This is a genomic window from Amycolatopsis sp. lyj-90 (assembly GCF_046549035.1).
Taxonomy (GTDB): domain Bacteria; phylum Actinomycetota; class Actinomycetes; order Mycobacteriales; family Pseudonocardiaceae; genus Amycolatopsis.
The window spans coordinates 780,077-804,642 of sequence record NZ_JAJPWP010000003.1; the positions used below are offsets into that span (position 1 = coordinate 780,077).

At 68.9% G+C, this 24,566-nt stretch carries 23 protein-coding genes; 12 read left to right on the forward strand and 11 right to left on the reverse strand.

The genetic code is table 11. The features are described 5' to 3' along the window. Window positions 1-43: 43 nt before the first annotated feature. A complete protein-coding gene (ald, locus tag ACLJPX_RS15225) occupies window positions 44-1,159 on the reverse strand; it encodes an alanine dehydrogenase (protein WP_101610379.1) in 1,116 nt (371 codons plus the stop codon). A gap of 165 nt (window positions 1,160-1,324) precedes the next feature. Between ald and ACLJPX_RS15230 the strand changes: the two genes are divergently transcribed. Next, complete coding sequence (locus ACLJPX_RS15230) at window positions 1,325-2,266, forward strand: zinc-binding dehydrogenase (protein WP_410600627.1); 942 nt, start codon at window positions 1,325-1,327, stop codon at window positions 2,264-2,266. Window positions 2,267-2,559: 293 nt separating this feature from the next. Further along, window positions 2,560-2,787 (forward strand): hypothetical protein, encoded by a 228-nt coding sequence (locus ACLJPX_RS15235; RefSeq protein WP_007033850.1) that lies wholly within the window; start codon window positions 2,560-2,562, stop codon window positions 2,785-2,787. A gap of 141 nt (window positions 2,788-2,928) precedes the next feature. On the opposite strand, the gene ACLJPX_RS15240 is transcribed toward ACLJPX_RS15235, so the two are convergent. The 3 genes from ACLJPX_RS15240 to ACLJPX_RS15250 are packed head-to-tail and all read right to left on the reverse strand — an operon-like array spanning window position 2,929 to window position 5,312. Continuing rightward, complete coding sequence (locus ACLJPX_RS15240) at window positions 2,929-4,482, reverse strand: PucR family transcriptional regulator (RefSeq protein ID WP_410600628.1); 1,554 nt, start codon at window positions 4,480-4,482, stop codon at window positions 2,929-2,931. A 36-nt stretch (window positions 4,483-4,518) separates the two neighbouring features. Beyond that, the gene (locus ACLJPX_RS15245) at window positions 4,519-4,956 is read right to left on the reverse strand and encodes a VOC family protein (RefSeq protein ID WP_101610375.1); all 438 of its coding nucleotides are present in this window, start codon (window positions 4,954-4,956) and stop codon (window positions 4,519-4,521) included. Next, window positions 4,953-5,312 carry a PadR family transcriptional regulator gene (locus ACLJPX_RS15250; protein WP_101610374.1) on the reverse strand — a complete coding sequence of 120 codons (360 nt, stop codon included), beginning with the start codon at window positions 5,310-5,312 and terminating at the stop codon, window positions 4,953-4,955. The genes ACLJPX_RS15245 and ACLJPX_RS15250 overlap by 4 nt, the downstream gene beginning before the upstream one ends. 58 nt (window positions 5,313-5,370) lie before the next feature. Here ACLJPX_RS15250 and ACLJPX_RS15255 point away from each other — a divergent pair, with 58 nt between their 5' ends. The 3 genes from ACLJPX_RS15255 (at window position 5,371) to ACLJPX_RS15265 (ending at window position 8,267) form a co-directional block, all read left to right on the forward strand. Then, entirely contained in the window at window positions 5,371-5,769 is a 399-nt protein-coding gene (locus ACLJPX_RS15255) for a VOC family protein (protein WP_410600629.1), read from the forward strand. 78 nt (window positions 5,770-5,847) lie between these two features. Next, window positions 5,848-7,149: a bifunctional o-acetylhomoserine/o-acetylserine sulfhydrylase gene (locus ACLJPX_RS15260; protein ID WP_101610372.1), complete on the forward strand. Its 1,302-nt coding sequence runs from the start codon at window positions 5,848-5,850 to the stop codon at window positions 7,147-7,149. Next, the gene (locus ACLJPX_RS15265) at window positions 7,146-8,267 is read left to right on the forward strand and encodes a homoserine O-acetyltransferase (RefSeq protein WP_410600630.1); all 1,122 of its coding nucleotides are present in this window, start codon (window positions 7,146-7,148) and stop codon (window positions 8,265-8,267) included. The genes ACLJPX_RS15260 and ACLJPX_RS15265 overlap by 4 nt, the downstream gene beginning before the upstream one ends. Before the next feature lie 93 nt (window positions 8,268-8,360). Here the strand turns inward: ACLJPX_RS15265 and ACLJPX_RS15270 are convergent, their stop codons facing one another. Both ACLJPX_RS15270 and ACLJPX_RS15275 read right to left on the reverse strand, forming a co-directional pair. Continuing rightward, window positions 8,361-8,858, reverse strand: coding sequence for a hypothetical protein (locus ACLJPX_RS15270; protein WP_034309225.1), 498 nt, complete (start codon window positions 8,856-8,858; stop codon window positions 8,361-8,363). Between the two features lie 57 nt (window positions 8,859-8,915). After that, entirely contained in the window at window positions 8,916-9,506 is a 591-nt protein-coding gene (locus ACLJPX_RS15275; protein ID WP_167406015.1) for a TetR/AcrR family transcriptional regulator, read from the reverse strand. A 151-nt stretch (window positions 9,507-9,657) separates the two neighbouring features. Between ACLJPX_RS15275 and ACLJPX_RS15280 the strand changes: the two genes are divergently transcribed. The 7 genes from ACLJPX_RS15280 (at window position 9,658) to ACLJPX_RS15310 (ending at window position 18,116) form a co-directional block, all read left to right on the forward strand. Continuing rightward, window positions 9,658-10,467, forward strand: coding sequence for an SGNH/GDSL hydrolase family protein (locus ACLJPX_RS15280; protein ID WP_101610369.1), 810 nt, complete (start codon window positions 9,658-9,660; stop codon window positions 10,465-10,467). A gap of 161 nt (window positions 10,468-10,628) precedes the next feature. Continuing rightward, a complete protein-coding gene (locus ACLJPX_RS15285) occupies window positions 10,629-12,242 on the forward strand; it encodes a carboxyl transferase domain-containing protein (protein ID WP_410600631.1) in 1,614 nt (537 codons plus the stop codon). A 2-nt stretch (window positions 12,243-12,244) separates the two neighbouring features. After that, window positions 12,245-14,230 (forward strand): biotin carboxylase N-terminal domain-containing protein, encoded by a 1,986-nt coding sequence (locus ACLJPX_RS15290; RefSeq protein ID WP_410600632.1) that lies wholly within the window; start codon window positions 12,245-12,247, stop codon window positions 14,228-14,230. After that, window positions 14,227-15,381: an acyl-CoA dehydrogenase family protein gene (locus ACLJPX_RS15295; protein WP_410600633.1), complete on the forward strand. Its 1,155-nt coding sequence runs from the start codon at window positions 14,227-14,229 to the stop codon at window positions 15,379-15,381. Before ACLJPX_RS15290 ends, ACLJPX_RS15295 begins: the two co-directional genes overlap by 4 nt. A 51-nt stretch (window positions 15,382-15,432) precedes the next feature. Then, the gene (locus ACLJPX_RS15300) at window positions 15,433-15,945 is read left to right on the forward strand and encodes a GNAT family N-acetyltransferase (RefSeq protein ID WP_410600634.1); all 513 of its coding nucleotides are present in this window, start codon (window positions 15,433-15,435) and stop codon (window positions 15,943-15,945) included. Window positions 15,946-16,078: 133 nt separating this feature from the next. After that, a complete protein-coding gene (locus ACLJPX_RS15305) occupies window positions 16,079-16,942 on the forward strand; it encodes an SDR family oxidoreductase (RefSeq protein ID WP_410600635.1) in 864 nt (287 codons plus the stop codon). 118 nt (window positions 16,943-17,060) lie between these two features. After that, window positions 17,061-18,116, forward strand: coding sequence for an alpha/beta fold hydrolase (locus ACLJPX_RS15310; RefSeq protein WP_410600636.1), 1,056 nt, complete (start codon window positions 17,061-17,063; stop codon window positions 18,114-18,116). Between the two features lie 3 nt (window positions 18,117-18,119). Here the strand turns inward: ACLJPX_RS15310 and ACLJPX_RS15315 are convergent, their stop codons facing one another. The 5 genes from ACLJPX_RS15315 to ACLJPX_RS15335 all read right to left on the reverse strand — a co-directional run bounded on the left by ACLJPX_RS15315 (window position 18,120) and on the right by ACLJPX_RS15335 (window position 24,494). Beyond that, complete coding sequence (locus tag ACLJPX_RS15315) at window positions 18,120-19,112, reverse strand: MASE1 domain-containing protein (protein ID WP_410600637.1); 993 nt, start codon at window positions 19,110-19,112, stop codon at window positions 18,120-18,122. A gap of 160 nt (window positions 19,113-19,272) precedes the next feature. Next, window positions 19,273-20,481 (reverse strand): acyl-CoA dehydrogenase family protein, encoded by a 1,209-nt coding sequence (locus ACLJPX_RS15320; protein WP_101610361.1) that lies wholly within the window; start codon window positions 20,479-20,481, stop codon window positions 19,273-19,275. Between the two features lie 18 nt (window positions 20,482-20,499). Next, complete coding sequence (locus tag ACLJPX_RS15325; RefSeq protein WP_101610360.1) at window positions 20,500-21,795, reverse strand: acyl-CoA dehydrogenase family protein; 1,296 nt, start codon at window positions 21,793-21,795, stop codon at window positions 20,500-20,502. A 256-nt stretch (window positions 21,796-22,051) separates the two neighbouring features. Beyond that, entirely contained in the window at window positions 22,052-23,257 is a 1,206-nt protein-coding gene (locus ACLJPX_RS15330; RefSeq protein ID WP_410600638.1) for a low temperature requirement protein A, read from the reverse strand. Between the two features lie 52 nt (window positions 23,258-23,309). Next, a complete protein-coding gene (locus tag ACLJPX_RS15335) occupies window positions 23,310-24,494 on the reverse strand; it encodes a TetR/AcrR family transcriptional regulator (protein WP_410600639.1) in 1,185 nt (394 codons plus the stop codon). Between the last annotated feature and the right edge of the window lie 72 nt (window positions 24,495-24,566).

Here is a 24,566-nt window from a genome sequence, read left to right on the forward strand (position 1 = left end):
CTGGGGTGACAAAGGTCCCTCGCGTGGGAGTGTGGCTTGGGGGTCAGGCCAGGACGGCGGCCAGATCCGTGGCGGGCAGGCCGTGTGCGGCCGCGACCGGGGCGTTCGTCAGGGCGCCCGCGTGCGTGTTGAGGCCCTTCGCGAGCGAAGCGTCCGCCTGCAGCGCCTTCTGCCAGCCGAACTCCGCCAGCTGGACGGCGTACGGCAGCGTCACATTGGTCAGCCCGTAGGTCGACGTGCGCGGGACGGCGCCCGGCATGTTCGCGACGCAGTAGAACACCGACTCGTGGACCTTGTAGGTCGGCTCGTCGTGCGTGGTCGGCCGCGAGTCGGCGAAGCAGCCGCCCTGGTCGATCGCGATGTCCACCAGCACACTGCCCGGGCGCATCCGCGAAACGAGGTCGTTCGAGACCAGCTTCGGCGCCTTCGCGCCGGGCACGAGCACCGCGCCGATGACCATGTCGGCCTCCAGCACGGACTGCTCGACCGACAGCGCGTTCGAGGTCACCGTGCGGATGCGGCCGCCGAAGTCGTTGTCGATCTGGCGGAGGCGGTCGACGTTGGTGTCGAGGATCTCGACGTCCGAGCCGAGGCCGAGCGCGACCCGCGCCGCGTTGATCCCGGCGACACCGCCGCCGATCACGACCACGCGCGCCGGGTGGACACCGGGGATGCCGCCGGGCAGCACGCCGCGGCCACCGCTCGGCTTCATCAGGGAGAACGCGCCCACCTGCGGCGCCAGCCGACCGGCGACCTCGGACATCGGCGCGAGCAGCGGCAGCGCGCGGTTCGGGGTCTGCACCGTCTCGTACGCGATCGCGGTGGTGCCCGCGGCCAGCAGCGCGTCGGTCAGCGGCCGGTCCGCGGCGATGTGCAGGTAGGTGAACAGCACCTGGTCGGCGCGCAGCCGCGGGTACTCCTCGGCGATCGGCTCCTTGACCTTGAGCACGAGCTCGCCCTCGGACCAGGTCTCCTCCGCCGTCGCGAGGATCTTCGCGCCCGCGGCGAGGTACTCCTCGTCGGTGATGGACGAGCCGAGGCCGGCGCCGGTCTCGACGAAGACGTCGTGGCCGCGCCCGGTCAGTTCGTGCACGCCCGCCGGGGTGAGCGCCACGCGGTACTCATGCCTCTTGATTTCACGGGGGACGGCGATACGCACGGGACTGCCTCCTGCGGCGGGTTGAGAACAAAGGTGCTGCCACTCACGGTGAGCCACCCGGACGGCGGTGTCATCGTGCGCACAGGACAATGTTGAGCACCGATCATGGTTTTTCGGGCACAACCACTTGACCTCCAGTCAACTGGAGCTTGCACCTTGGGTCACATGAGAGCCGTGTGGTTGAAAGAGTTCGGCGGGCCCGAAGTGCTCGTCGCGGGTGACGCCCCCGATCCGGTGCCCGCAGCGGGCCAGGCCCTGGTCGAGGTGGCGTTCGCCAACATCACGTTCGTCGAGACCCAGTTCCGCGCCGGCGGAGGCGGGCCGTTCCGCGCCGAGCTGCCGATGATCCCGGGCAACGGCGTCGGCGGTGTGATCAGCGCGGTCGGCGAAGGGGTCGACCTCGGTCTGGTCGGCAAGCGGGTCGTGACCTCGACCGGGGGCTCCGGGGCGTACGCGCAGCGGGTCGCGGTCGCCGCCGATTCCGTCTTCGAGGTGCCGGACGGGCTGGCCCTCGACGCCGCGGTGGCGATCCTCGCCGACGGCCGCACGGCGACGGCGCTGGTGACCGCCGCGCGCGTCCGGCCGGGGGAGCGCGTGCTGGTCGAAGCCGCGGCGGGCGGAGTCGGCGGACTGGTCGTGCAGCTCGCGAAGGCCGCGGGGGCGGTGGTCGTCGGCGCGGCCGGTGGCCCGGCGAAGACCGAGCACGTCCGGGAACGCGGCGCCGACCTGGCGGTCGACTACCTCGAGCCGGACTGGGCGGCGAAGGCAGGCGAGGTCGACGTCGTGTTCGACGGTGTCGGCGGCGAGGTCGGGAAGACGTCGTTCGGGCTGCTGAAGCCCGGCGGCCGGATGCTGATCTACGGGCTCTCGAGTGGCTCGTGGACCGAGGTGTCCGAAGAGGACGCGGCCGCGCGCGGGGTCACGGTGATCCGGGACATCGGCGGCCAGGCGGAGATGCGGGCGTTCACCGGGTCCGCGCTCGCCGAGGCCGCCGCCGGGCGGCTGGAACCCCTGATCGGTCAACGGTTCCCGCTCGAACGGGCGGCGGACGCGCACGCGGTGATGCAGTCGCGTGGCGCTCTCGGCAAGACGTTGCTCGAGGTCTGACGTTCGACGTCCCACGTGGACGGCGGCCGCTGAGCCGGTATCTCGGGGCCGACGAGTGCAAATGGGATGCGCGATTTCGTTCTTACCTGCACGATGATCCCGAGGTGAAAGGGACCGTCTGGGTCCGGACGGTGCCGAAGCGATTCGCCGCCGAAGACCTCGGTTATCGGGTATGACGTACGGCCGCGTTCGCTGGGGGTGAGCGCGGCCGTGCAACCTGCGAAACGGTAAATGCAGCACGATCGAGTCAAGATGTTGATCTTACTGGCCGGTAAGCTGCCATTCTGTTGCGCATGACAAATCAGGACTGGCGGCGGGAGCGGCGTGTCCGCACCGTCGACACCGAAGGCAATCCGGCTGATGTCATCGTGGGTCTGGTCGAAACTCCCGGGCATGGCTACGAAGCCGCCCTGCGGGTCGACGGTGGCCCCGGTGTGCTTCTGCCGCTTTACCCCGGTGCGGATCTGCTCGCCGCGGTGCGGCAGACCATTGAGGACGGATATCGCGCCAGCGCGCACTAGCCGTCCGGATGTCAGGAAAGGGTCTTTCAAGACGACAGCGCTGATCAAAGCGCGTCCTGAAAGACCCTTTCATGACGTCTGCTCAAGATTTTGTCGCACTACAAAGTGTTCGTTAGTGAACATTCTTCAGTCGAATGCCGATCAGCTCCAGCGCAGGGAAACGAGCTGCGTGATCAACGCCAGCCGGACGTCGGGATCGTCGAGATCCAACGGGACGAGGTCGAGCAGCCGCCGCAGGCGATACCGCAGGGTGTTCGGATGGATTCGAAGTTCCTTCGCGGCCGCGCGCGGGTCGCCGGGATGCCTGAGCCACTGGTAGAGCGTGTCGACGTAGCCGCTCTCGTGGGCTTCGTCGTGCGCGCGCAACAAGCCGAGCGGGCCCAGTTCGGCGACCTTCGCCGTGCTGGCCGCGGTCGCTCCCCGGTGCAGCGAAAGCTCCGTCCACGCCTCGTCGAAGACCACGACGCGACCGGGTACGAGCTTCGCGCGCAGCAGGCCCAATGCCTCGTCGGCCTGGACGCGGGACGTCGCGAGCTCGCCGATTTCGCAGGCGGATCCCGCGGCCGCCCGGGGTGTCCCGCCCTTCCTCGACGCGGGCAGGGCTTCCAGTGCGGCCCGGAGTTCGCTCCAGCCGTCGCCGTCCGGGACGACGGCGTAGAGCACGCCGCCGAGTTCGGTGGCCACCGGCCGCCTGCCGACACCCTGTGAGATCCGTTCGAGCAGGGCGAGCCGCAGCCCCTCGTCGTCGCGGCCGTCGCCGCCGGAAACCTCGATGACGACGACGCGGTGCGGCTCCTCGGACAGGTCGAGTTCCGCGATCGCCTTGCGCGGGCTGGCCTTCCCTTCGAGCACGGCGCGCAGGAGTTCGGCCGAGACCCGGCGTTGGGAATCGGTGTGCGCGCGACGGCGCAGCAGGTGCAGGGCGACGACGGGCGCCGCGTCGGCGAAGGCGGCCGCGCGTTCGTCGGAGACCGGGCCCGCGACGACCGCCCACATCGACCCCAGCAGTTCGCCGCCCATCCGGATCGGCACGATGAGCCGGGGCAGCGTGCCGTCGCGTTGCGCGGGCACGAAGATCGTTTGCCGCCCACGGGAAAGCTCGCGGAACACCCCTCGTGACCGGAATCGCGCGAGCACGTCGTCGGGGATGCGGCGGCCCATGATCGTGGACACGCGCGCCGAGTCGGTCAGATCCTGCCTCGCCGAGTAGGCGAGCACCCGCGAGTTGGTGTCCTCGATGGTCACGGGCGCGTCGACCACCGAAGCGACGGCGTCCGCGAGGCGGAACAGGTCACCGGACCCGGGTCCGCCACCGTCCTCCAGGGCGTCGGACTCGTCGGCCAGCGCGTCGAGGACGGTCCTGAGCAGCCAGACGAGCTGAGCCCACGACGTCGCCGGGCGCACTTCGATCAACGCGATGTCCGCCGTTTTCGCCGCCCGCTTGACCGAGGGTTTCGCCGCGAGCGGCGGTTTCAGCAGGACGGCGGCCGCACCTTTGGCCGCGCTGTGCTTGACGAGTTCCGCGGCTTCGGAGGTTTCGGTGATCGCGACGCCGAGGACGAGGTCCCCCGCGGCGAGGGTGTTGCCGGGTTCGGCGATGACGACGTCGCCGACGGCGGGGGATTCATCGGGGACCTGGAGCGCGTGCAGCAGTGTCGGCCCGACCCGGTCGACAACGCTACGCACAGAAACCATGGTGTGATTGTCCAGTAGGTGGGAGCCGAATACACCTCAGACCTCGGGTGGGGTCCTGGCGTCGATGTCCTCGGGAGTGAACCGCTCCCGTTTGGTCGTCAGCGCCCAGCGGTGCCCGTCGGGATCGACGATCCGGCCGTAGCGTTCGCCGAAGAACATTTCCTCGACCGGCGCCTCCACCCGGGCACCCGCGAACACCGCGCGCCGGACGAGGTCGTCGGGATCGTCGGTCTCCAAGGTCAGCAGCATCGGCGTGCCGCCGAGGGTCGACGGCGCGAGGGCGTCCAGCGCCGGGATCTCCTGGCTCACCAGCAGCCGCGCGTCACCGACGGCGAGTTCCACGAACAGCACGACCCCGTCCGGCAGCACGTTGCGGAACAGCTCCACGGCGCCGAACACCTTGCCGTAGAAGGAGATCGACGTGTCGACGTGCTTGACGAACAGATGCGGCACCAGGCCGAGCGCCCGGCTCACGCCGACTCCGCGCGCTTCAACAGCCCAGCCTGGCCCGCCACTGCGACGAGCCTGCTCAGGAACTCCGCCTCCCGGGCGGCGACTTCCCGGCCGGCGCGGGTCAGCCGGTAGTAGCGGCGGCGCGAGTCGTGCGGCTGGTCCTCGCTCGCGTCCGGAGCCTCCTCGACCAGGCCGTCGGCGACGAGCCGGGCCAGCGTCCGGTACAGCGTGCCGGGCCCGAGTTGAGCGGTCCCGCCGCTCAACTCGTCGACGAAACCCATGATCGCGTAGCCGTGCGCGCGGCCGCCTTTGCCGTTCGCGAGTGCCAGCAGGGTCTGGAACGCCGCGGGGGTGAGCTGCGGGTTGCCGTCGGCCATCGGGGAAGCATACACTCCGATATCGTTATATCCATGATGGATACAAAGGGAGCCGGGCATGCCGATTCAAGGTGTCCACAAGATCGTCGTCGGGGTACGGGACCAGGAACGGGCGAAGAAGTTCTGGTCCGAGGTCGTCGGCTTCGAGATCACCACCGATGTGCCGTACGACGACAAGGGGAACAGGTGGGTCGAGGTCACTTCCCCCGATCGTGTGACGGCACTTGTCCTGAGCACCGCCCCGGAGGACCTCGAACGCTTCGCGGTGCGGGACGAACTCCCGACGGCCAACTTCTTCTTTTATGCCGACGACATCGAAAAGACCTGCGAGGAGCTCACGGCGAAGGGCGTCGAGTTCCCGGCGCGTCCGGAGAAGCAGCCCTGGGGCTGGTGGGCGATGTTCACCGATTCGGAGGGCAACAGGTTCGCTCTTCAGGAGCGGAATCCCACCTCCTGAGAGTGGTTGGGTGCTCCGTTCGGCGGAGCTAGCTTCGGTGACCACAGCCGAAACCCTTGAACCGCTAGGAGAATCGCGATGAGCGCGGACGGATGGTCGTTCGAGACCAAGCAGATCCACGCGGGCGCGGCGCCGGACACCGCCACCGGCGCGCGGGCGACCCCGATCTACCAGACCACCTCGTACGTGTTCCGTGACAGCCAGCACGGCGCCGATCTCTTCAGTCTCGCCGAGCCCGGCAACATCTACACGCGGATCAACAACCCCACGCAGGACGTCCTGGAGCAGCGGCTCGCCGCGCTCGAGGGCGGTGTCGCGGCGCTGGCGTTCGCCTCCGGGACCGCGGCGACGACGGCGGCCATCCTCAACCTCGCGAACGCGGGCGACCACTTCGTCTCCAGCCCGTCGCTCTACGGCGGTACCTACAACCTCTTCCACTACACGCTGCCGAAGCTGGGCATCGAGGTTTCGTTCGTCGAGGACCAGGACGACATCGAGCAGTGGAAGGCGGCTGTCCGGCCCAACACCAAGCTGTTCTTCGCCGAGACGCTGGCCAACCCCGGCAGCAACGTCCTCGACATCCGGAAGGTCGCCGACGCCGCGCACGACGCCGGTGTCCCGCTGGTCGTGGACAACACCGTGCCGACCCCGTACCTCGTCCGCCCGATCGAACACGGCGCCGACATCGTGGTCCACTCGGCGACCAAGTACCTCGGCGGTCACGGCACCACGGTCGCCGGTGTGCTGGTCGACGGCGGCACCTTCGACTTCGGCAAGGACCCGGCGCGGTTCCCCGGTTTCAACGAGGCCGACCCGAGCTATCACGGTCTCAAGTACTGGGAGGCGCTCGGCCCCGGCGCGTACGCCGCCAAGGCCCGCGTCCAGATCCTGCGCGACACCGGTGCCGCGATCGCGCCGCTGAACAGCTTCCTGATCCTGCAAGGGATCGAGACGCTGTCGCTGCGGCTGGAGCGGCACGTCTCCAACGCGCAGGCGCTGGCCGAATGGCTGGAACAGCGCGACGAGGTCGAAAAGGTGTACTACGCGGGCCTGCCGTCGAGCCCGTTCCACGAGGCCGCGAAGAAGTACCTGCCGAAGGGCGCCGGCGCGGTGCTTTCGTTCGACCTGCGGGGCGGTGTCGACGCCGGACGGGCCTTTGTGGACGGTACGGAACTGCACAGCCAGCTGGTCAACATCGGCGACGTGCGCAGCCTGATCGTGCACCCCGCTTCGACGACGCACAGCCAGCTCACGCCCGAGGAGCAGGTCTCCAGCGGGGTGACGCCGGGCCTCGTGCGGCTCGCCGTCGGCCTGGAAGGGATCGAGGACCTCAAGGCCGACCTCGAGGCCGGATTCCGGGCGGCCAAGGCGGCCCTGTGACCCAGGCTCCGGATCTCCCTCCCGCCACCGGTGCGTGGCGGGAGGGGGATCCACCCGGCCGCCGCCGGTTCGTCACCGGCGTCCAGTCGCTCGAAACCGGGCCGGAGATCCCGTTCACCCTCGCCTACGAGACTTGGGGGACGCTGAATTCCGGCGCCTCCAACGCGATCCTGGTCGAGCACGCGCTCACCGGGGACAGTCACGCCGTCGGCCCGGCGGAGGACGGCCACGTCAGCCCGGGCTGGTGGGACGGCTTGATCGGCCCCGGCAAGGCCGTCGACACGGACGCTTTCTTCGTCGTGGCCCCGAACGTGCTCGGCGGCTGCCAGGGCTCGACCGGTCCGTCTTCGCCGCATCCGGACGGAAGTCCTTGGGGCAGCAGGTTTCCCGCCGTGACCGTCCGGGACCAGGTGGCCGCCGAGGCCGTCCTCGCCGACGCGCTGGGCATCGGCCGGTGGGCCGCGGTGCTCGGCGGTTCCATGGGCGGGATGCGCGCGCTGGAATGGGCGGTGAGCGAGCCGGACAGGGTCGCGTCGCTGCTCGTCCTCGCGTCGACGGCGCGGGCTTCGGCGGACCAGATCGCCTGGGCCGCGCCGCAACTGCACGCCATCCGGTCCGATCCGGGCTGGCACGGCGGCGACTACCACGACGTCCCCGGTGGCGGCCCCCACGCGGGCCTCGGCATCGCCCGCCGGATCGCGCACGTCACCTATCGCAGCGAAGGTGAACTGTCGCAACGGTTCGGCCGCCGCCATCAGGACGACGAGGACCCGTTGCGCGGCGGCCGGTTCGCCGTCGAGTCCTATTTGGATCATCACGCGGGGAAACTGTCCCGCCGGTTCGACGCCGGCAGCTACGTCGTGCTCACCGAATCGATGAACACCCACGACGTCGGCCGCGGGCGGGGCGGCGTCGAGAACGCGCTCGGCCGGATCACCGCGCGCACGGTCGCCGCGGGGGTGGACAGCGACCGGCTTTACCCGTTGTACCAGTCGCAGGCGATCGCGGACGGGGTCGCCGGGGCGGAGTTCGCCGTCATCGGCTCGCCCTACGGGCACGACTCGTTCCTGATCGAAACCGAGCAGATCGCCCGGCTGGTGAAGCTGCTTCTCGGCTAGGCCAGGTGTCTTTCGCCGCGTCCGGTGCTGAGCGGCCGTGTCGGGAGTGGACAGTCGGAGCCCGGATCCGGCGTCGACCGACCTGGCCGACGTCTAGTCCGCCACGGCGTCGGAGATCCAGGGCGCGACCGGCAGATCCCGGTCCAGGCATTCCGCCGACAGCCGGATCGTCCAGCGCAGCGCCTGCAACACCAGGCTGTCGACCTCGTCCGGCGCGGCGTTGGCGAGCGCGATCTCGACCTGTTCCTGTGCGGCCTCGCTGTTGCCGTGCACCTCGGCCAGCAGGGTGCGCACGGCGGTCCGCACGGGAGGATCCGCCTGATCGATCGAGACCTCTTCACCGTCCTCGTCGAACACCTGCACCTTGACCGGCGCACTGCCGCCGTCGCCGAGCGTCGACACCATGGCGCTGCATTCGCCGAAGAGCATCATCACGAGCTCTTTGGTCTCTTCGGACCGGGCTTGCGGCTCGACGGCCGTCGGCGTGAGCTCGTCGAGCGCCTCGGCGTCCTCCCCGAGGCTGATCGCCACGAGCGCACGCTGCGCCTTTTCGACGAGCCTCCGCTCGTACTCGCTCCTGTCCGGCTCCACGTGCCTATCAAACACCAGAGGACGGAAAAGTGGGGATAGACCGAAACCCGGACGTGGTCACTTCGCGGCGTGCAGTGCACCCAGCGCGAGACGGCAGAGCATTTCGGCCAGTTCGCTGTCACCGAGATGGCGGTTGTACGGCGTCGAGTTGATCAACCCGAAGACCGCGTGCGCCGCCGAGCGCGCCTGGCGCTCGCCGATCCCGGGGACGGCGTCGCTGATCGCGCGCACCCAGACCTCGACGTACTGACGCTGCATCGCGCGGACCTGTTTGCGGTCACTGTCGGTGAGATTGGCGAGGTTCCGCTCCTGGACGGTGATCAACGCGGGATGCGCGAGCGCGAAGTCCACGTGAAAATTCACCAGTGCTTCGAGAACCTCACCCGGCTCGTCCCGCTGGCTCGCCCTGGCCGTCCCACCGTCGAGGAGGTAGCGGCTGATCGAGTTCAGCATCTCGCCGAGAATGGCGTCCTTACTGCGGAAATGCCGGTACAGGGCCGGGCCGGAGATGCCGACCGCGGCGCCGATGTCATCGATGCCGACACCGTGGAAACCGTGGTGGGCGAAGAGTTCGGCGGCGGCGGCCATGATCTGTTCGCGCCTGTTCGCCTTCTCGCCGTTCACGAGTGGGGTGGGGTTCGCCGGCATCTGGCCATATTAGGGCCGTGTGTTAGCGAGCGCTAACACGCGGCCGTACTTCCAGCCTGGGCCAAGCGGGTTACCTGGGGAAATGACCCTTTTGTGTCGAGCTACCACCTGGTAATGCTGTGTCTCGTTAACTTGTCACGAAGGAGTGACCATGGCCGTCCCTGCTCGGATCAAAGCGCTTTCCTTCACTCGATCGGTTGCGGCCCTGGGGGTCGCTGTCCTTGCCACGTTCGGGCTCGCCGGTACCGCTCAAGCGGCGACCAACTACGTGGCGCTCGGTGACTCGTACTCGTCCGGCGTCGGTGCCGGCAGTTACGGGAACTCGGGCGACTGCATGCGCAGTGCCAACTCCTATCCCCAGCTGTGGGCCAACGCCCACGCCGGGACCTCGTTCAAGTTCGTCGCGTGCTCGGGGGCGCGCACCGGCGACGTGCTGAGCCAGGCCGCGAACGTCACCTCCAGCACCACGCTGGTCACCGTGTCGGTCGGCGGCAACGACGCCGGGTTCGCCGACGTCATGACCACCTGCACCACCGGCAGCGACCAGACCTGCATCAACCGGGTCAACACCGCGAAGAACTACGTCAACAACACGCTGCCGGGGCTGTTGAACAACGTCTACAGCACGATCAAGTCGAAGGCGCCCGGCGCGAAGCTGGTCGTCCTCGGGTACCCGCGCTTCTACACGGTGCCGGGTTCGTGCTCGGTGGGGCTGAGCGACACCAAGCGCTCCGCGATCAACTCGGGCTCCGACGCGCTGGCGTCGGTGCTCTCGGCCCGTGCCTCCGCGCACGGTGCGAAGTTCGTCGACGTGCGGGGTGCCTTCACCGGGCACAACATCTGCTCGTCGGCCAACGACTACCTGCACAGTCTCACCTGGCCGATCGTGAACTCGTACCACCCGACGGCCACCGGCCAGCGCGGTGGCTACTACAACCCGCTGGTCTCCGCGATCGGCTGACGTTTTGCGCGTGAAGGCCCCCTTCCCTCGGCTGGTCATCTAAAACCAGGGCCGAGGGAAGGGGGCCTTCACGCGCATACGGGGTGCGGTGGACAAGTGAGGTTAGTGGCCGTTAACCTACGGGGGCGAGTTAACGACGGCTAACTTGGCGACGAGGAGCCATGGACACACCCGTACTGAGCACTTCCGCCGACCCCGGCAGCGACGAATACGCCCGCAGCGTCACCTCCCACGCCGAACTGGTCGAGGACCTGCACAAGCGTCTCGACGCGGCCCGGCTCGGAGGCCCGGAGAAGTCCCGCACCCGGCACGTCGAACGGGGGAAACTCCTGCCGCGCGACCGGGTCGACACCCTCCTCGACCCGGGGTCGCCGTTCCTGGAACTGTCCCCGCTGGCCGCCACCGGACTGTACGACGACGAGGCGCCGTCGGCCGGGATCATCACCGGGATCGGGCGGGTCTCGGGCCGCGAATGCGTGATCGTCGCCAACGACGCCACGGTCAAGGGCGGCACCTACTACCCGATGACCGTCAAGAAGCACCTGCGCGCCCAAGAGGTCGCGCTGCACAACAACCTGCCGTGCGTCTACCTGGTGGACTCCGGCGGCGCTTTCCTGCCGAGGCAGGACGAGGTCTTCCCGGATCGTGAACACTTCGGCCGGATCTTCTTCAACCAGGCGACCATGTCCGCGCGCGGCATCCCGCAGATCGCGGCGGTGCTCGGCTCCTGCACCGCGGGTGGCGCGTACGTCCCGGCGATGAGCGACGAAGCGGTCATCGTGCGGAACCAGGGCACGATCTTCCTCGGCGGCCCGCCGCTGGTGAAGGCCGCGACCGGCGAGGTCGTCACGGCCGAGGAACTCGGCGGCGGCGACGTCCACTCGCGTCAGTCCGGCGTCACCGACCATCTGGCCGAGGACGACGCGGACGCCCTGCGCATCGTTCGCTCGATCGTGTCTACTTTGGGGCCGCGCGCGCCGCGCCCGTGGGACGTCCTCCCGACCGAGGCCCCGGTCGCCGACCCGAACGAGCTGTACGGCGTCGTCCCGACCGACCCGCGCGTGCCCTACGACGTCCGCGAGGTCATCGCGCGGATCGTCGACGGCAGCCGGTTCGGCGAGTTCAAGAAGGAGTACGGCTCGACGCTGGTCACCGGGTTCGCCCGGATCCACGGCCACCCCGTCGGCATCATCGCGAACAACGGCGTGCTGTTCGCCGAGTCCGCGATGAAGGGCGCGCACTTCATCGAGCTGTGCGACAAACGCTCGATCCCGCTGCTGTTCCTGCAGAACATCACCGGTTTCATGGTCGGCAAGGCCTACGAGGCCGGCGGCATCGCCAAGCACGGCGCGAAGATGGTCACCGCGGTGGCCTGCGCGCGGGTGCCGAAGCTGACCGTCGTCATCGGCGGCTCGTTCGGCGCGGGCAACTATTCGATGTGCGGCCGCGCGTACTCGCCCCGGTTCTTGTGGATGTGGCCGAACGCGCGGATCTCGGTGATGGGCGGTGAGCAGGCGGCGTCGGTGCTTTCGACCGTCCGCCGTGACGCCATCGAGTCCCGCGGCGGCGAATGGTCCACGGAGGACGAAGAGGCCTTCAAGGACCCGATCCGCGAGCAGTACGAGGCGCAGGGCAGCCCGTACTACTCGACGGCGCGGCTGTGGGACGACGGCGTGATCGACCCGGCGGACACCCGCACGGTGCTCGGCCTCGCGCTGTCCGCGACGGCCAACGCGCCACTTTCCGATGTCAACTACGGCGTTTTCCGGATGTGAGCATGTTCGACACGGTTCTGGTCGCCAACCGCGGGGAGATCGCCGTCCGCGTGATCCGTTCGCTGCGGGGTCTCGGCATCCGCTCGGTCGCGGTGTACAGCGACGCCGACGCCGATGCCAAGCACGTCCGCGAGGCGCACACCGCGGTCCGCATCGGCCCCGCCGAGGCGGCGAAAAGCTATCTGTCCATCCCGGCGATCGTCCAGGCGGCGCTCGACACGGGCGCGCAGGCGGTGCACCCCGGCTACGGTTTCCTCGCGGAAAACGCGGAGTTCGCCCGTGCCTGCGCGAAAGCCGGGCTGGTCTTCATCGGCCCGCCGGTCGAGGCGATCGACGCCATGGGCGACAAGATCCGCGCCAAGGCGACGGTGTCCAAGGCAGGCGTCCCGGTGGTACCCGGCGCGTCCGATGTGGACATTCCCGAGGGCGGTTTCACCGCCGCCGCGGAGAAGGTCGGCTACCCCCTGCTGATCAAGCCGTCCGCCGGTGGTGGCGGCAAGGGCATGCGGCTGGTGAACGCGACGGCCGAACTGGACGCCGCCGTGGAGTCCGCTCGCCGTGAGGCCAAGGGTTCCTTCGGTGACGACACCCTGCTGATCGAGCGGTTCGTCACCACGCCGCGCCACATCGAGATCCAGGTGCTCGCCGACACCCACGGCAACGTGATCCACCTCGGCGAACGCGAGTGCAGCCTGCAGCGGCGGCACCAGAAGATCATCGAAGAAGCCCCGTCGGTCCTGCTGGACGAGGCGACGCGCGCGAAGATGGGCGCGTCCGCGGTCGAGGCCGCCCGGTCTGTCGGCTACGTGGGCGCGGGAACGGTCGAGTTCATCGTGTCGGCCAAGGCACCCGACGAGTTCTTCTTCATGGAGATGAACACGCGGCTGCAGGTCGAGCATCCGGTGACCGAACTGGTGACCGGGCTCGATCTCGTCGAGTGGCAGGTCAAGATCGCCGCGGGCGACGTGCTCACCGTGTCGCAGGACGACGTCCGGCTGGACGGCCACGCTGTCGAAGCCCGTGTCTACGCCGAGGATCCCGCTCGGGGCTTCATTCCCACCGGCGGGACCGTGCTCGCGGTCCACGAACCGTCCGGCGAGGGCGTGCGCGTCGACTCGTGGATGAGCGAGGGCGCGGTCATCGGCTCGAACTACGACCCGATGCTGGCCAAGGTCATCGCCTGGGGACCGGACCGCGCGGCCGCGCTGCACCGGCTCGATCTGGCGCTCGCCGACACCGCGCTGCTCGGCCTCGGCACGAACGTCGCGTTCCTGCGCGGGCTCCTCGCCGACGGCGACGTCCGCGACGGCAAGCTCGACACCGGCCTCGTCGACCGGCAACTGTCCACTTTGGTCTCCGAAGAGGTACCGCCGGAGTTCTTCGTGGCCGCCGCGCTCGACAGGCTGCTTTCCTTGCAGCCGCAGGGATCGGTCATCGATCCCTGGGACGCTCCCGACGGCTGGCGGCTCGGCGCGTCCGGCGGGATCGACTTCGCTTTGAAGTCGGGAAGTTCCGAAGCCGTCGTCCGGGTGCAGGGCACTCCGGCGAACGCGCTCGTCAGCGTCGACGGCGCCGAGGCCGTGCGGGTCTCCGCACGGCGCGAGGGCGACCTGCTGGAAGTCCGGCACCCCACCGGTTTCCATCGTTACCGGCACGCCGCCGGCCGCGGGAAGACCGTCTGGCTTGCGCGGGACGGCCACAGCTTCGCGATCGGTGAGCGGGAAAGGCTGCGGTCGGCCGCCGGTGCCGCGGGCGGCGCCGGACCGGTCACCAGCCCGATGCCCGGCACCGTGCTCGTGGTCAAGGTCGCCGCGGGCGACGTCGTGAGCGCGGGAACGCCGCTCGTGGTCGTCGAGGCGATGAAGATGGAGCACACGATCACCGCGCCGATCGACGGCGTGGTCAGCGAACTCCCCGTCCGGGCGGGCCAACAGGTCGCGCTGGACGAAACCGTAGCCGTTGTGACACCCCAAAAGGATGGCCAATGATCGACTTTCGGCTGGATGACGAGTACGAGGCGCTGCGCAAGACGGTCGAGGAATTCGCGCGCTCCGAGGTCGCCCCGGTCATCGGCGACCTGTACGAACGGGAGGAGTTCCCGTACGAGATCGTCGCGAAGATGGCCGAGATGGGCCTGTTCGGGCTGCCCTTCCCCGAGGAGTACGGCGGCATGGGCGGCGACTACTTCGCGCTGTGCCTGACGCTGGAAGAACTGGCGCGCGTCGACTCGTCGGTCGCGATCACCGTCGAGGCCGGGGTTTCCCTGGGCGCTATGCCGATCTACCGGTTCGGCACCCAGGAACAGAAGGAAAAGTGGCTCCCCGAGCTGTGCGCCGGCACCGCGCTCGGCGCTTTCGGGCTCACCGAACCCGGTGGCGGCTCGGACGCGGGCGCCACCCGCACGCGGGCGAAACTCGACGGCGACACCTGGGTGATCAACGGCAGCAAGTCGTTCATCACCAACTCCGGTACCGACATCACGAAGCTGGTCACGGTCACCGCCGTCACCGATGTGAAGGAGAACGGGCGCAAGGAGATCTCGGCGATCATCGTCCCGTCCGGCACCCCGGGCTTCGCGGTGGCGCCGAAGTACTCCAAGGTCGGCTGGAACTGCTCGGACACCCACGAGCTCTCGTTCGACGACGTCCGCGTCCCGGCCGAGAACCTCGTCGGCGAACGCGGCCGCGGGTACGCCCAGTTCCTGTCCATTTTGGACGAAGGCCGGGTCGCGATCGCCGCGCTGAGCGTCGGGCTCGCGCAGGGCTGTGTCGACGAATGCCTGCGGTACGTCAAGGAGCGCGAGGCGTTCGGGCACAAGATCGGCGAGTACCAGGCGATCCAGTTCAAGGTCGCCGACATGGAGGTGCGCACGCACACCGCGCGGCTGGCGTACTACGCGGCGGCGTCGAAGATGCTGCGCGGTGAGCCGTTCAAGAAGGAGGCGTCGATCGCGAAGCTCGTCGCGTCGAACGCCGCCATGGACAACGCGCGTGAGGCGACGCAGATCTTCGGCGGGTACGGCTTCATGAACGAGTTCCCGGTGAGCCGGTTCTACCGGGACGCGAAGATCCTGGAGATCGGTGAAGGGACCTCGGAGGTGCAGCGGATGCTGATCGCGCGGCACCTCGGCGTCGCCTGACGATCCCTGACGCCAGAACCGCGCGTCCTCACGATGTTGTAGAACGGAAGGATGAACGATTTCATCATCCGGCAGGGTGGTTCTGGGGACTTTCCAGCGTTGCTGAACATGTTCGACGAGGCTGTCGCGTGGCTGGTCGAACGGGGCAGCGAGTGCCAGTGGGGGACCGAGCCGTGGTCCACGATCCCGAAGCGGATCGAACGGGTGCGCGGGATCGCGGACGGGCCGGGCCTGTACGTCGCCGAGGTCGGCGGCGAGGCGGCGGGGGCGATCGTCCTCGGTGACCGGTTCCCGCACGTCCCGCCGGTCGACGAACCCGAGATCTACGTCGGCCTGCTGCTGACCTCGCGCCGGTTCGCCGGTCACCGGGTCGGCTCGCGGCTCGTCGAGTTCGCGCTGGCCGAGGCGCGGGAGCGCGGGATCGGCCTGGTGCGGGTCGACTGCTGGGCCGGTGGCGACGGTGACCTGCAGCGTTACTACGAGAGCCAAGGTTTCAAGCCGACCGAGCGCTTCGACGTCAACGGCTGGATCGGCCAGGTCTTCGAGCAGCGGCCGCCGATTTAGGCTCGGGAGCGCAGCTCCTCCGTTGAGGGTGGTGGCGGGGGCATGGATGGATGGCTTTTTCGCGGCTTCGGGTGCACCATAGTTGACACATTGCCAACAGTGCCCCGGACAGCGGAGTCGCAGAGGAGCCCCCATGGCCAAGCGTGAACGTTCCCTCGCAGGCAAGGTCGTCGTGATCACCGGAGCGGCGCAGGGCATCGGGGCGAGTACCGCGAAGGCGCTGGCCGGGCTCGGCGCCAAGGTGGTCATCGGCGACCTCGACCAGGTCCTCGCGGAGAAGACCGCGGCCGCACTGGGCGCGGAGGCGCTGCCGCTCGACGTCACCGACACGAAGGGCTTCACCGAGTTCCTCGACGAGGTCGAGCGGCGCGTCGGCCCGATCGACGTGCTGATCAACAACGCGGGCATCATGCCGCTCGCGCCGCTCGACGAAGAGGACGACGCGGCCACGCGGCGGCTGCTCGAGATCAACCTGCACGCCGTCATCCACGGCACCCGGGAGGCGGTCAAGCGCATGCGCCCGCGTGGCACCGGCCACATCGTCAACATCGCTTCGATGGCCGGTAAGGCCGGATTCCCCGGTGCCGCCACCTACTGCGCCACGAAACACGCCGTCGTCGGTTTGTCGGAATCGGTGCATCTGGAATTGCACGGAACGGGCGTGCTGGTCTCGTGCGTGATGCCCGCCGTGGTGCGCACGGAGCTGGCCAGCGGGCTCGGCGAGGCGAAGTTCTTCAAATCGGTCCAGCCGGAAGATGTGGCGTACGCCATTGTCGATGCCTTGCGACGTCCCAAATTCGACGTCTTCGTTCCCGCATCGCTGGACGCCATGGGCAGGATCACACGACTGCTTCCGCGCCGCTTCGGAGAAGGACTCCTTCGCGCCCTGGGCGGCGACAAGATTTTGTCCTCCGCAACGCATTCCAGTGCTCGCGCGGAGTACGAATCGCGTGCCGCGAGGAGTGCCCCGGCGGCCGAAAAGGGGGCCGGTTCTTAGCTCGGACGGCCTAACAACCGTCCGAAGTGGACGGCCTGGGGCGGCGACGGTGTTGAGTAGTGCGCCCGTACGCGGCAAGATTGCCCATTACCGCGTTCATCCCTCCAGGAGGCACCTCATGGCAACACCCCCGGCACGGCTCGCCGCCGCCGCGTCGAACGTCGTCGGGAAGGTGCTGAACGGTGGTGTCGCCGATCTCCGCCCGGTGCCGCGGGTCCTGATCGACCAGGGCCCCAACCGTTCGGTGTACCGGCTGACGAACGGCAAGGCCCCGGCGTCCGGCCCGCCCGTGCTGCTGGTGCCGCCGCTCGCCGCGCCCGCGCTGTGCTTCGACCTGCGCCGCGGCTGCAGCCTCGCCGAGCACTTGGTCGACGAAGGCCGCAACACCTACCTGGTCGATTACGGCAACGTCGCGTTCTCCGACCGGCGCCTGGGCATCGAGCACTGGATCGACGAGGTCCTCCCGCGCGCGATCCGCAAGGTCAGCGAGGACGCGGGCGGCCAGCCCGTCCACGTCATCGCCTGGTGCCTCGGCGGGATCTTCTCCTTGCTGACCGCGGCCGACCAGCCCGACCTGCCGATCGAGTCGATCGCGACCATCGCGTCGCCGTTCGACTTCACCGCGATCCCGCTGATCGCCCCGTTCCGCCCGCTGGTGGACCTCACCGGCGGTCACCTGCTGACCCCGATCTACCGCGTGCTCGGCGGCGCACCGTCCTATTTGGTCAGCCGGGTCTTCCGCGCGACCGGGATCAGCAAGGAGATCACCAAACCGCTGGCCATCCTGAAGAATCTCGATGACCGGGACTACCTCGCGCAGATCGAGGCCGTCGACCATTTCATGGACAACATGATCGCCTACCCCGGGCGCACGTTCGGCCAGATCTACCACCGGTTCTTCCGCGCCAACGACCTCGCCGAGGGCACCGTCGACCTCAACGGCCGCATCATCGCGCTTTCCGGCGTCAAGGTGCCGACCCTGGTCATCGCCGGGCAGAACGACACGATCGCCCCGCGCGCGGCCGTCGAACGGCTCACCGGCCTCCTGGACAACTCGCCTTCGGTGACCTTCAAGACCGCGCCAGGCGGGCACCTGGGCGTCCTCACCGGCCGGAAGGCCCGCGGGACCACGTGGCGCTATCTCGACCGCTTCCTCGACGAACAGGCCGGCTGAGCCTCAGTCGGCGAGGTCGTCGCTCCTGCGCTGGTTCATGGCGCTGCGCAACGACTGGCGTGGCGCGATCATGTCGACCATTTCGGTGATCTGGAGCCAGGCTTCGGTGATCTCGGCGGTCGCGCGGTCGCGTTGCAGGACGATCGTGGACAGCACCAGCGCCGTCATCCCGACAGTGGCGTCGAAGGCCTGTACGTGCAGCATGCGGGGGACGAGCGCGTACGAACCGTAGGGGCCTAGCCCGCGCACGGCGGCGAAGATCGTGAGAGTGCAGACGCACAAGGAGCACAGCATCGCCCCTGCCTGCCGGAAACGCAGCGCGGCCCAGACGAGCACCGGGAAGACCAGGAACAGCTTGGCCGGGGTGGTGGACGAGAGGAGCGCCGTGCCGGTGCCCACGATCGCCAACGCGATCGCTTCGCCCCAGCGCGCCGGGGAGACTCGCGTCGGCAGCCGGAACCTCGGCACCAGGAGCAACAGGGGAGTGACCGTCAGGACGCCCATCGCGTCGCCGGTCCACCACACGAGCGCCGTGGACCAGAAGTCCCCGGCGACCAGCGCGCCGTCGAGGACCAGGACGCCGGTGCCCAGCACGGCGCTGACGGCCGTGCCTCCGATCGCCCCGATCGTCACCAGGAGGACGGCGTCGGGAAGCCGGTCGAGCTGGGTGCGGAAACCCAGCCGCCGCATCACCGCGTAGGCCAGCATCGGGCCGATCGTGTTGCCCGCGGAGATCGCGATGACGGTGGCGAGTGAAGGCCCGATGGCGATGTTCGTCAGGAGGGCGCCGAGGAAGATCCCCGGCCAGAACCGCGGCCCCAGCAACATCGGCACCGCCAGCGCGACCCCGGCCGCCGGCCACAGCGGTGAGATCTGTTCCCGCACGATCGCCCACTGGATGCCGATCTGGCCGGTCGCGAAGTAGCAGATCGTGACGCCGAGGACGATGAGGCACCACTGTGCGGCAGGGGGGAACTGTCGAGCGGCGAGTCTCATCGCGACTCCGGCCTTGGCGGGCGGGGAAGGTACGAGAGTACCTCCGCCCGGACGTCGGGGCGGTTCACTTGATGGTGTTGTCGTGATGATGGAGTTTGTTGGGAATAAACAGGAAAGGGGCCCGTGCAGCTGCACGGGCCCCTTCACGGCACTTCGGGCGCTACTTGAGCTCGGAGCTCGTCTTGCCCAGGATCCGGCGAGCCACGATCAGCTGCTGGATCTGCTGTGTCCCCTCGAAAATGTCGAGGATCTTCGCGTCCCGGCTCCACTTCTCCAGCAACGATTCCTCGGTGTAGCCCAAGGTTCCGGCGAGCTCGACACACTTCAGCGTGATCTCGACGACCGAGCGGCCCGCCTTCGCCTTGGCCATCGAGGCCTGCAGCGAGTTCGGCTTGCGGTTGTCGGCCATCCACGCCGATTCCATGGTCAGCAGGTACGCCGCTTCGTAGTCGGCTTCCAGCTGCAGGAACGTGGCCGCAGCCGCGTGCTGGCTGTGGACGGGCTTGTCGTAGTCGATGGTCACCCCGGCGTCCGTGAGGATCTTCCGGGTCTCCTCCAGCGCGGCGCGGGCGACGCCGATGGCCATGGCGGCGACCAGCGGACGGGTGTTGTCGAAGGTCTGCATGACCCCGGCGAAACCCTTGGCGGTGTCGATCTCCGGCGTGCCGAGGAGGTTTTCCACGGGCACACGGACGTTCTCGAAGCGCAGCACGGCGGTGTCGGAGGCGCGGATGCCGAGTTTGTGCTCGACGCGCACCACCTCGAAACCGGGCGTGCCCTTCTCGACGACGAACGACTTGATCGCCGCGCGGCCCTTCGTCTTGTCCAGAGTGGCCCAGACGACGACGGCGTCGGCGCGCTCGCCCGCGGTCACGAAGATCTTCTCTCCGTTGATCACGTACTCGTCGCCGTCGAGGCGCGCGGTGGCGGTGATCGCGGCCGAGTCCGAGCCGCAGTCCGGTTCGGTGATCGCCATCGCGGCCCACAGCCCGGAGAACTTCTTGAGCTGTTCGTCCGTGGCGACCGAGCCGATCGCGGCGTTCCCGAGGCCCTGACGCGGCATCGACAGGAGCAGACCGACGTCGCCCCAGCACATCTCGATCGTGCCGAGCACGATGTTCAGGTTGGACCCGTTGCGGTTGCCCGGCTTCTCGTTCTTTTCGGACCGGCGGACACCCGCCGCGCCCGCGCCGCCCTCGCCGGAGGAGTTCAGCCCGTCCAGCAGCGCGGCGAACATGTCGAGCTCGGCGGGATAGGTGTGCTCGGCGCGGTCGTACTTGCGCGAGATCGGCCGGAACACCTCGGCCGCGGCCTGGTACGCCTGGTTGATCAGGGTGCCGGCCTTCTTCGGAACCTCAAGGTTGATCATGATTGCCTTTCGAAAGTCCTAGAGGAGGACGGCGCCTTCCATCACGCCGATCGCGCGGAGATCGCGGTACCAGCGTTCGACCGGGTGTTCCTTGACGAAGCCGTGCCCGCCGAGCAGCTGCACCCCGGCGCTGCCGATCTGCATTCCCTTGTCGGCGGCCAGTTTCCGGGCCAGCGCGACCTCGCGGGCGTACGGCTTGCCCTGTTCGGCGCGAGCGGCGGCGCGGAGCGCGACCAGCCGTAGTCCTTCCAGCTCGATGGCGATGTCGGCCACCGAGAACGCGACGGCCTGCCGGTGACTCACCGGTTCGCCGAACGCCTTGCGCTCGTTGACGTAAGGCACCACGTAGTCGAGGACTGCCTTCGCGGTACCGGCGGCCAGCGCGGCCCAGCCGAGGCGCGAGAGCCGGACGACCTCGGTGAAGACCTCGGCCTTGCCGCCGCCGAGCAGTGCTCCGGCGGGCAGGGCGACCTTCTCCAGGTGCAGCTTCCCGGTCGCCGCGCCGCGCAGGCCCATTGCCGGTTCGGTCTCGATGGTGACGCCCGCATTGGACGACTCGACGAGGAACAGCGCCGGGCCGCGACCTTCGAGGTCGGCCGAGACGATGAACAGCTCGGCGTCCGCGGCACGCGGGACCAGCGACTTCACGCCGTCGAGCTGGTAGCCCTTCGGAGTGCGGCGGGCCTTGGTGGCGGGCTTGAACGGGTCGAACAAGGCCGTCCGCTCCTGCAGCGCGAGCGCCGCGGCCGGGACGTTCTCGCCGACGAACGCGGGCAGGTAGTCCGCCTGCTGCTGCTCGTCGCCGTAGGACACCAGCGCGGTGCTGACCGCGGACGGCGCGAGTACCGCGACCGCCAGCCCGAGGTCGCCGTGCGCGAGGGCCTCGGCGACCAGCGCGTTCGTGACGACCGACCGTTCGGTGCCGATGCCGCCCAGCTCCTCGGGGATGCCGACGAGCGAAATGCCGAGTTCTGCGGCGCGGCTCAGCAGGCCTTCGGGGGCCTGGAGCTTCGCGTCGGCGTCGGCCGCGGCGGGCCGCAGCTGTTCGGCCGCGAACTCCGTCACGGTCTCGACGATGAGCTGCTGGTCCTCACTCGGGGTGAGGTCGAACAGTCCCGTGTCCTCGGCCGGCGCGAGCCGCGCGGGCTTGCCGAGCTTCTGGGCGGACTTGAACGTCCGTCCCGCCGCGCCCGCGACCCGGAAGCCGTTGCGCGTCCCGGCACTGACCAGGTTCTGCACGGGCTTCCGAAGTCCGGCCCGTTCAATGACCTTGCTCCCGGCCAGCCGGGTGAGCGCGGACAGGCCGAAGCCCATCGCGTCTCGTTTCCTAGGCGCACCCACGGTGAGTCTCCCTGCCTCGCTTACCTACTCGTGAGTAGGTTAACTCCCTCGGGGCGGATGCGCTACTACGGGGGAGGCGAACGTCACGCTCGTGAGTGATTTGGGTGGTGAGGGCGCCCGGATTGCTCACGAGGGGAAGGGGTGGGGCGGCTGTGGCGATCACGAAGGTAGTGAAGGCCTCCATCGCTACTCTCAAGGTAGGCAAGGGGTCCTTCACGGCCTGGCCCCTTCAGCCCCGGTCCGGCGTCTCAGCCATCAGCCGCACCCGGGCCGCGCCCGCCCGCTCGAACAGGACCAGCCCCACCGCCGCCGCGGCCACGACACCCACGAGCGCGATCGCCGGCACCAGTTCCAGCAACGGCGTCGCCGCCAGCAGGACGACCGCGAGCACCAGCCGCCGCACGTTCCACGAGCCGAGGTTCCGCCGCCGCAGCCCGCTCAGCGCGATCAGGTACAGCGCCAGCCCGCCGGTGAGCGCCCAGATCGGCGTCCCGTGCAGGCCGTCGGAAAGGCTGTGGTGTTCGGTGTCGGACACGTACAGCAGCGACTTCTTCAGTCCCAGCGCCACGAGCACGATCCCGGCGATGAGCGGGAGGTGCAGGAACGTGTAGGTGTCCGTTCCGATCCGCACCCGCTCCACGCCTTCCGCGCGTTTGAGGTTGTGCTCGGATACGTGCGCGACGACGGCGAAGTACATCCACCACATCGCCGATGCCAGCGTCAGCCCGAAAACGGCGGCCAGCGTGATCGGCCACGACATCGGGTACGAGCTGATCCCGATGCCGATCGCCACGATCGACTCGCCGAGCGCGATGATCACGATCAGCCCGAACCGCTCGGCGAAGTGGCCCGGCTGGTGCAGCCGCCAGTCCGAGGAGCGCGTCCGGAAGACGTTGACGTAGTCCGCCAGCATCGCGACGCCCCAGATGCCGAGCTGCACCCAGCCGGAGAAGAACGCCGCGACGGTCAGCAACGCCACGCTCGGCAGCAGTCCGACGAACATCTTCAGGACCACCTTGCGCAGGCCCGGATCCGTCCGCGCGGCGCCGAAGTACGCGACCAGGTGCAGCAGCCGCACGACGAAGTAGCAGCCGACGAACATCAGAGGCGCGTACAGGCCGCCGGGCAGATCGGTGAACGCCTCCGGGATGGTCAGCGAGACGAGGAACATCGTCCCCATCGCGGCGAACATCGCCAGCTGGGCGATGCCCCGGTCGACGTGCAGGGTGTTGGCCAGCCAGGCGTAGGCGCACCAGCACCACCACAGGACGGCGATCATGGCCACCCCCTGCCCGATGCCGAGCGGGCTGAGGTGATCGGCCATCAGCTGCGTGGTCTGGGTGATGGCGTAGACGAAGACCAGATCGAAGAAGAGCTCCAGCGGGGAGACCTTGTGGTCTTCGTCCCGGGTCACCAGATGCAAGGGCACGCGCACATCGTGCCCTTCACTCCTTTGCAGTACACGCGAGTTTGCTCAGAGCTGACTTTCAGACGCCGAGAACCGCGTGCATCAGCGTCGTCAGCTCGGCCTCGATGTTCGGGCGGCCGTTGACCCGGCGGGTGCGCGCGAGGTCGTTCGCGATGGTCAGCGCCGCGTGAACGGTGATCTTCACTTCACGCAGGCTCAGTTCCGGGCGGACTTCCGAAGCCAGCGCGATCCAGCGCGCGACGTAGTCCCGCTGGACCCGGAGCAGGTCCGCCTTGTCGCGTTCCGGCAACTCCATGGGACTGCCGGAGAACGACACCAGCAGCTCGGGAGTGTGCAGCAGGGTGTGCACATAGGACGCCGCCAGCCTGCGCAGCGCGTCGCGTTCGTCGTCGGTCCGCAGCGCGCGTTCCGCGGCAAGCGCCAGTCTGTCGGCCGCGCGGTGCCCGATCGCCACCATCAGCGCGGCCTTGCTGGGGAAATGCCGGTACACGCTGGGCCCGGCGATACCGGCGGCCGCGCCGATCTCCTCCATGCTGACCGCGCGGAAGCCGCGTTGCCCGAACAGCTCGGTCGCGGCCGCGAGGATCTGCTCGCGCCGGGACGGCTCGCCGAGCGCGATCGACGGCGTCTCGGGGGACGGCTCGGCGGGCTCGGGCAGTGTGACATGCAGCACCGACTCCGCCAGCTGCACCAGGATCTGCGCGAAGCGTTTCTTCGCCACGGACGTGTGATGGACGGACACGCTGCCGAAGATGCTCAGCCCCGCCCAGCACAGCAGCTCGGCGTCGTCGGCGGTCAGTTCGGGACGCAGCGCGAGCAGCGCCTTGGACCACGCGGCGAGCACCGCGCCCGACCGGCGGCGGATCTCACGGCGTCCCTCTTTCGGCAGATGCCTGCCCTCCCAGCGCCACAGCGCGGCGACCTCGCGCCGCTCCACGGCCTGTGCGGCGAGGGTGCTCAAAAGGGCGTTGACCTGGGCGGGGACCGGTGTGTCGAGGTCGGCGAGCGTGTCGAGAGTGGCCGTCTCCATGTCGTCGATGCCGGACAGCACGACGTAGGACAGCACCGCCTGCTTGTCCGCGAAATGGCGGTACAGCGCGGGCCCGGTGATCCCGGCCGCGGCGGCGATGTCGTTGATGCCGACGCCGTGGAACCCGCGGGCGCGAAACAGCTCCGCGGCGAGGCCGGCCAGCTGGGCCTTGCGGTCGCGCGGTCGGGCTGAACGCTCGGTCGGGTGATCCATAGGTGAACCCACGATAGCGTGGGTTGCGTGCATCGCAACCCATTGACACCATGGGGTTATCGCGGTTTATGT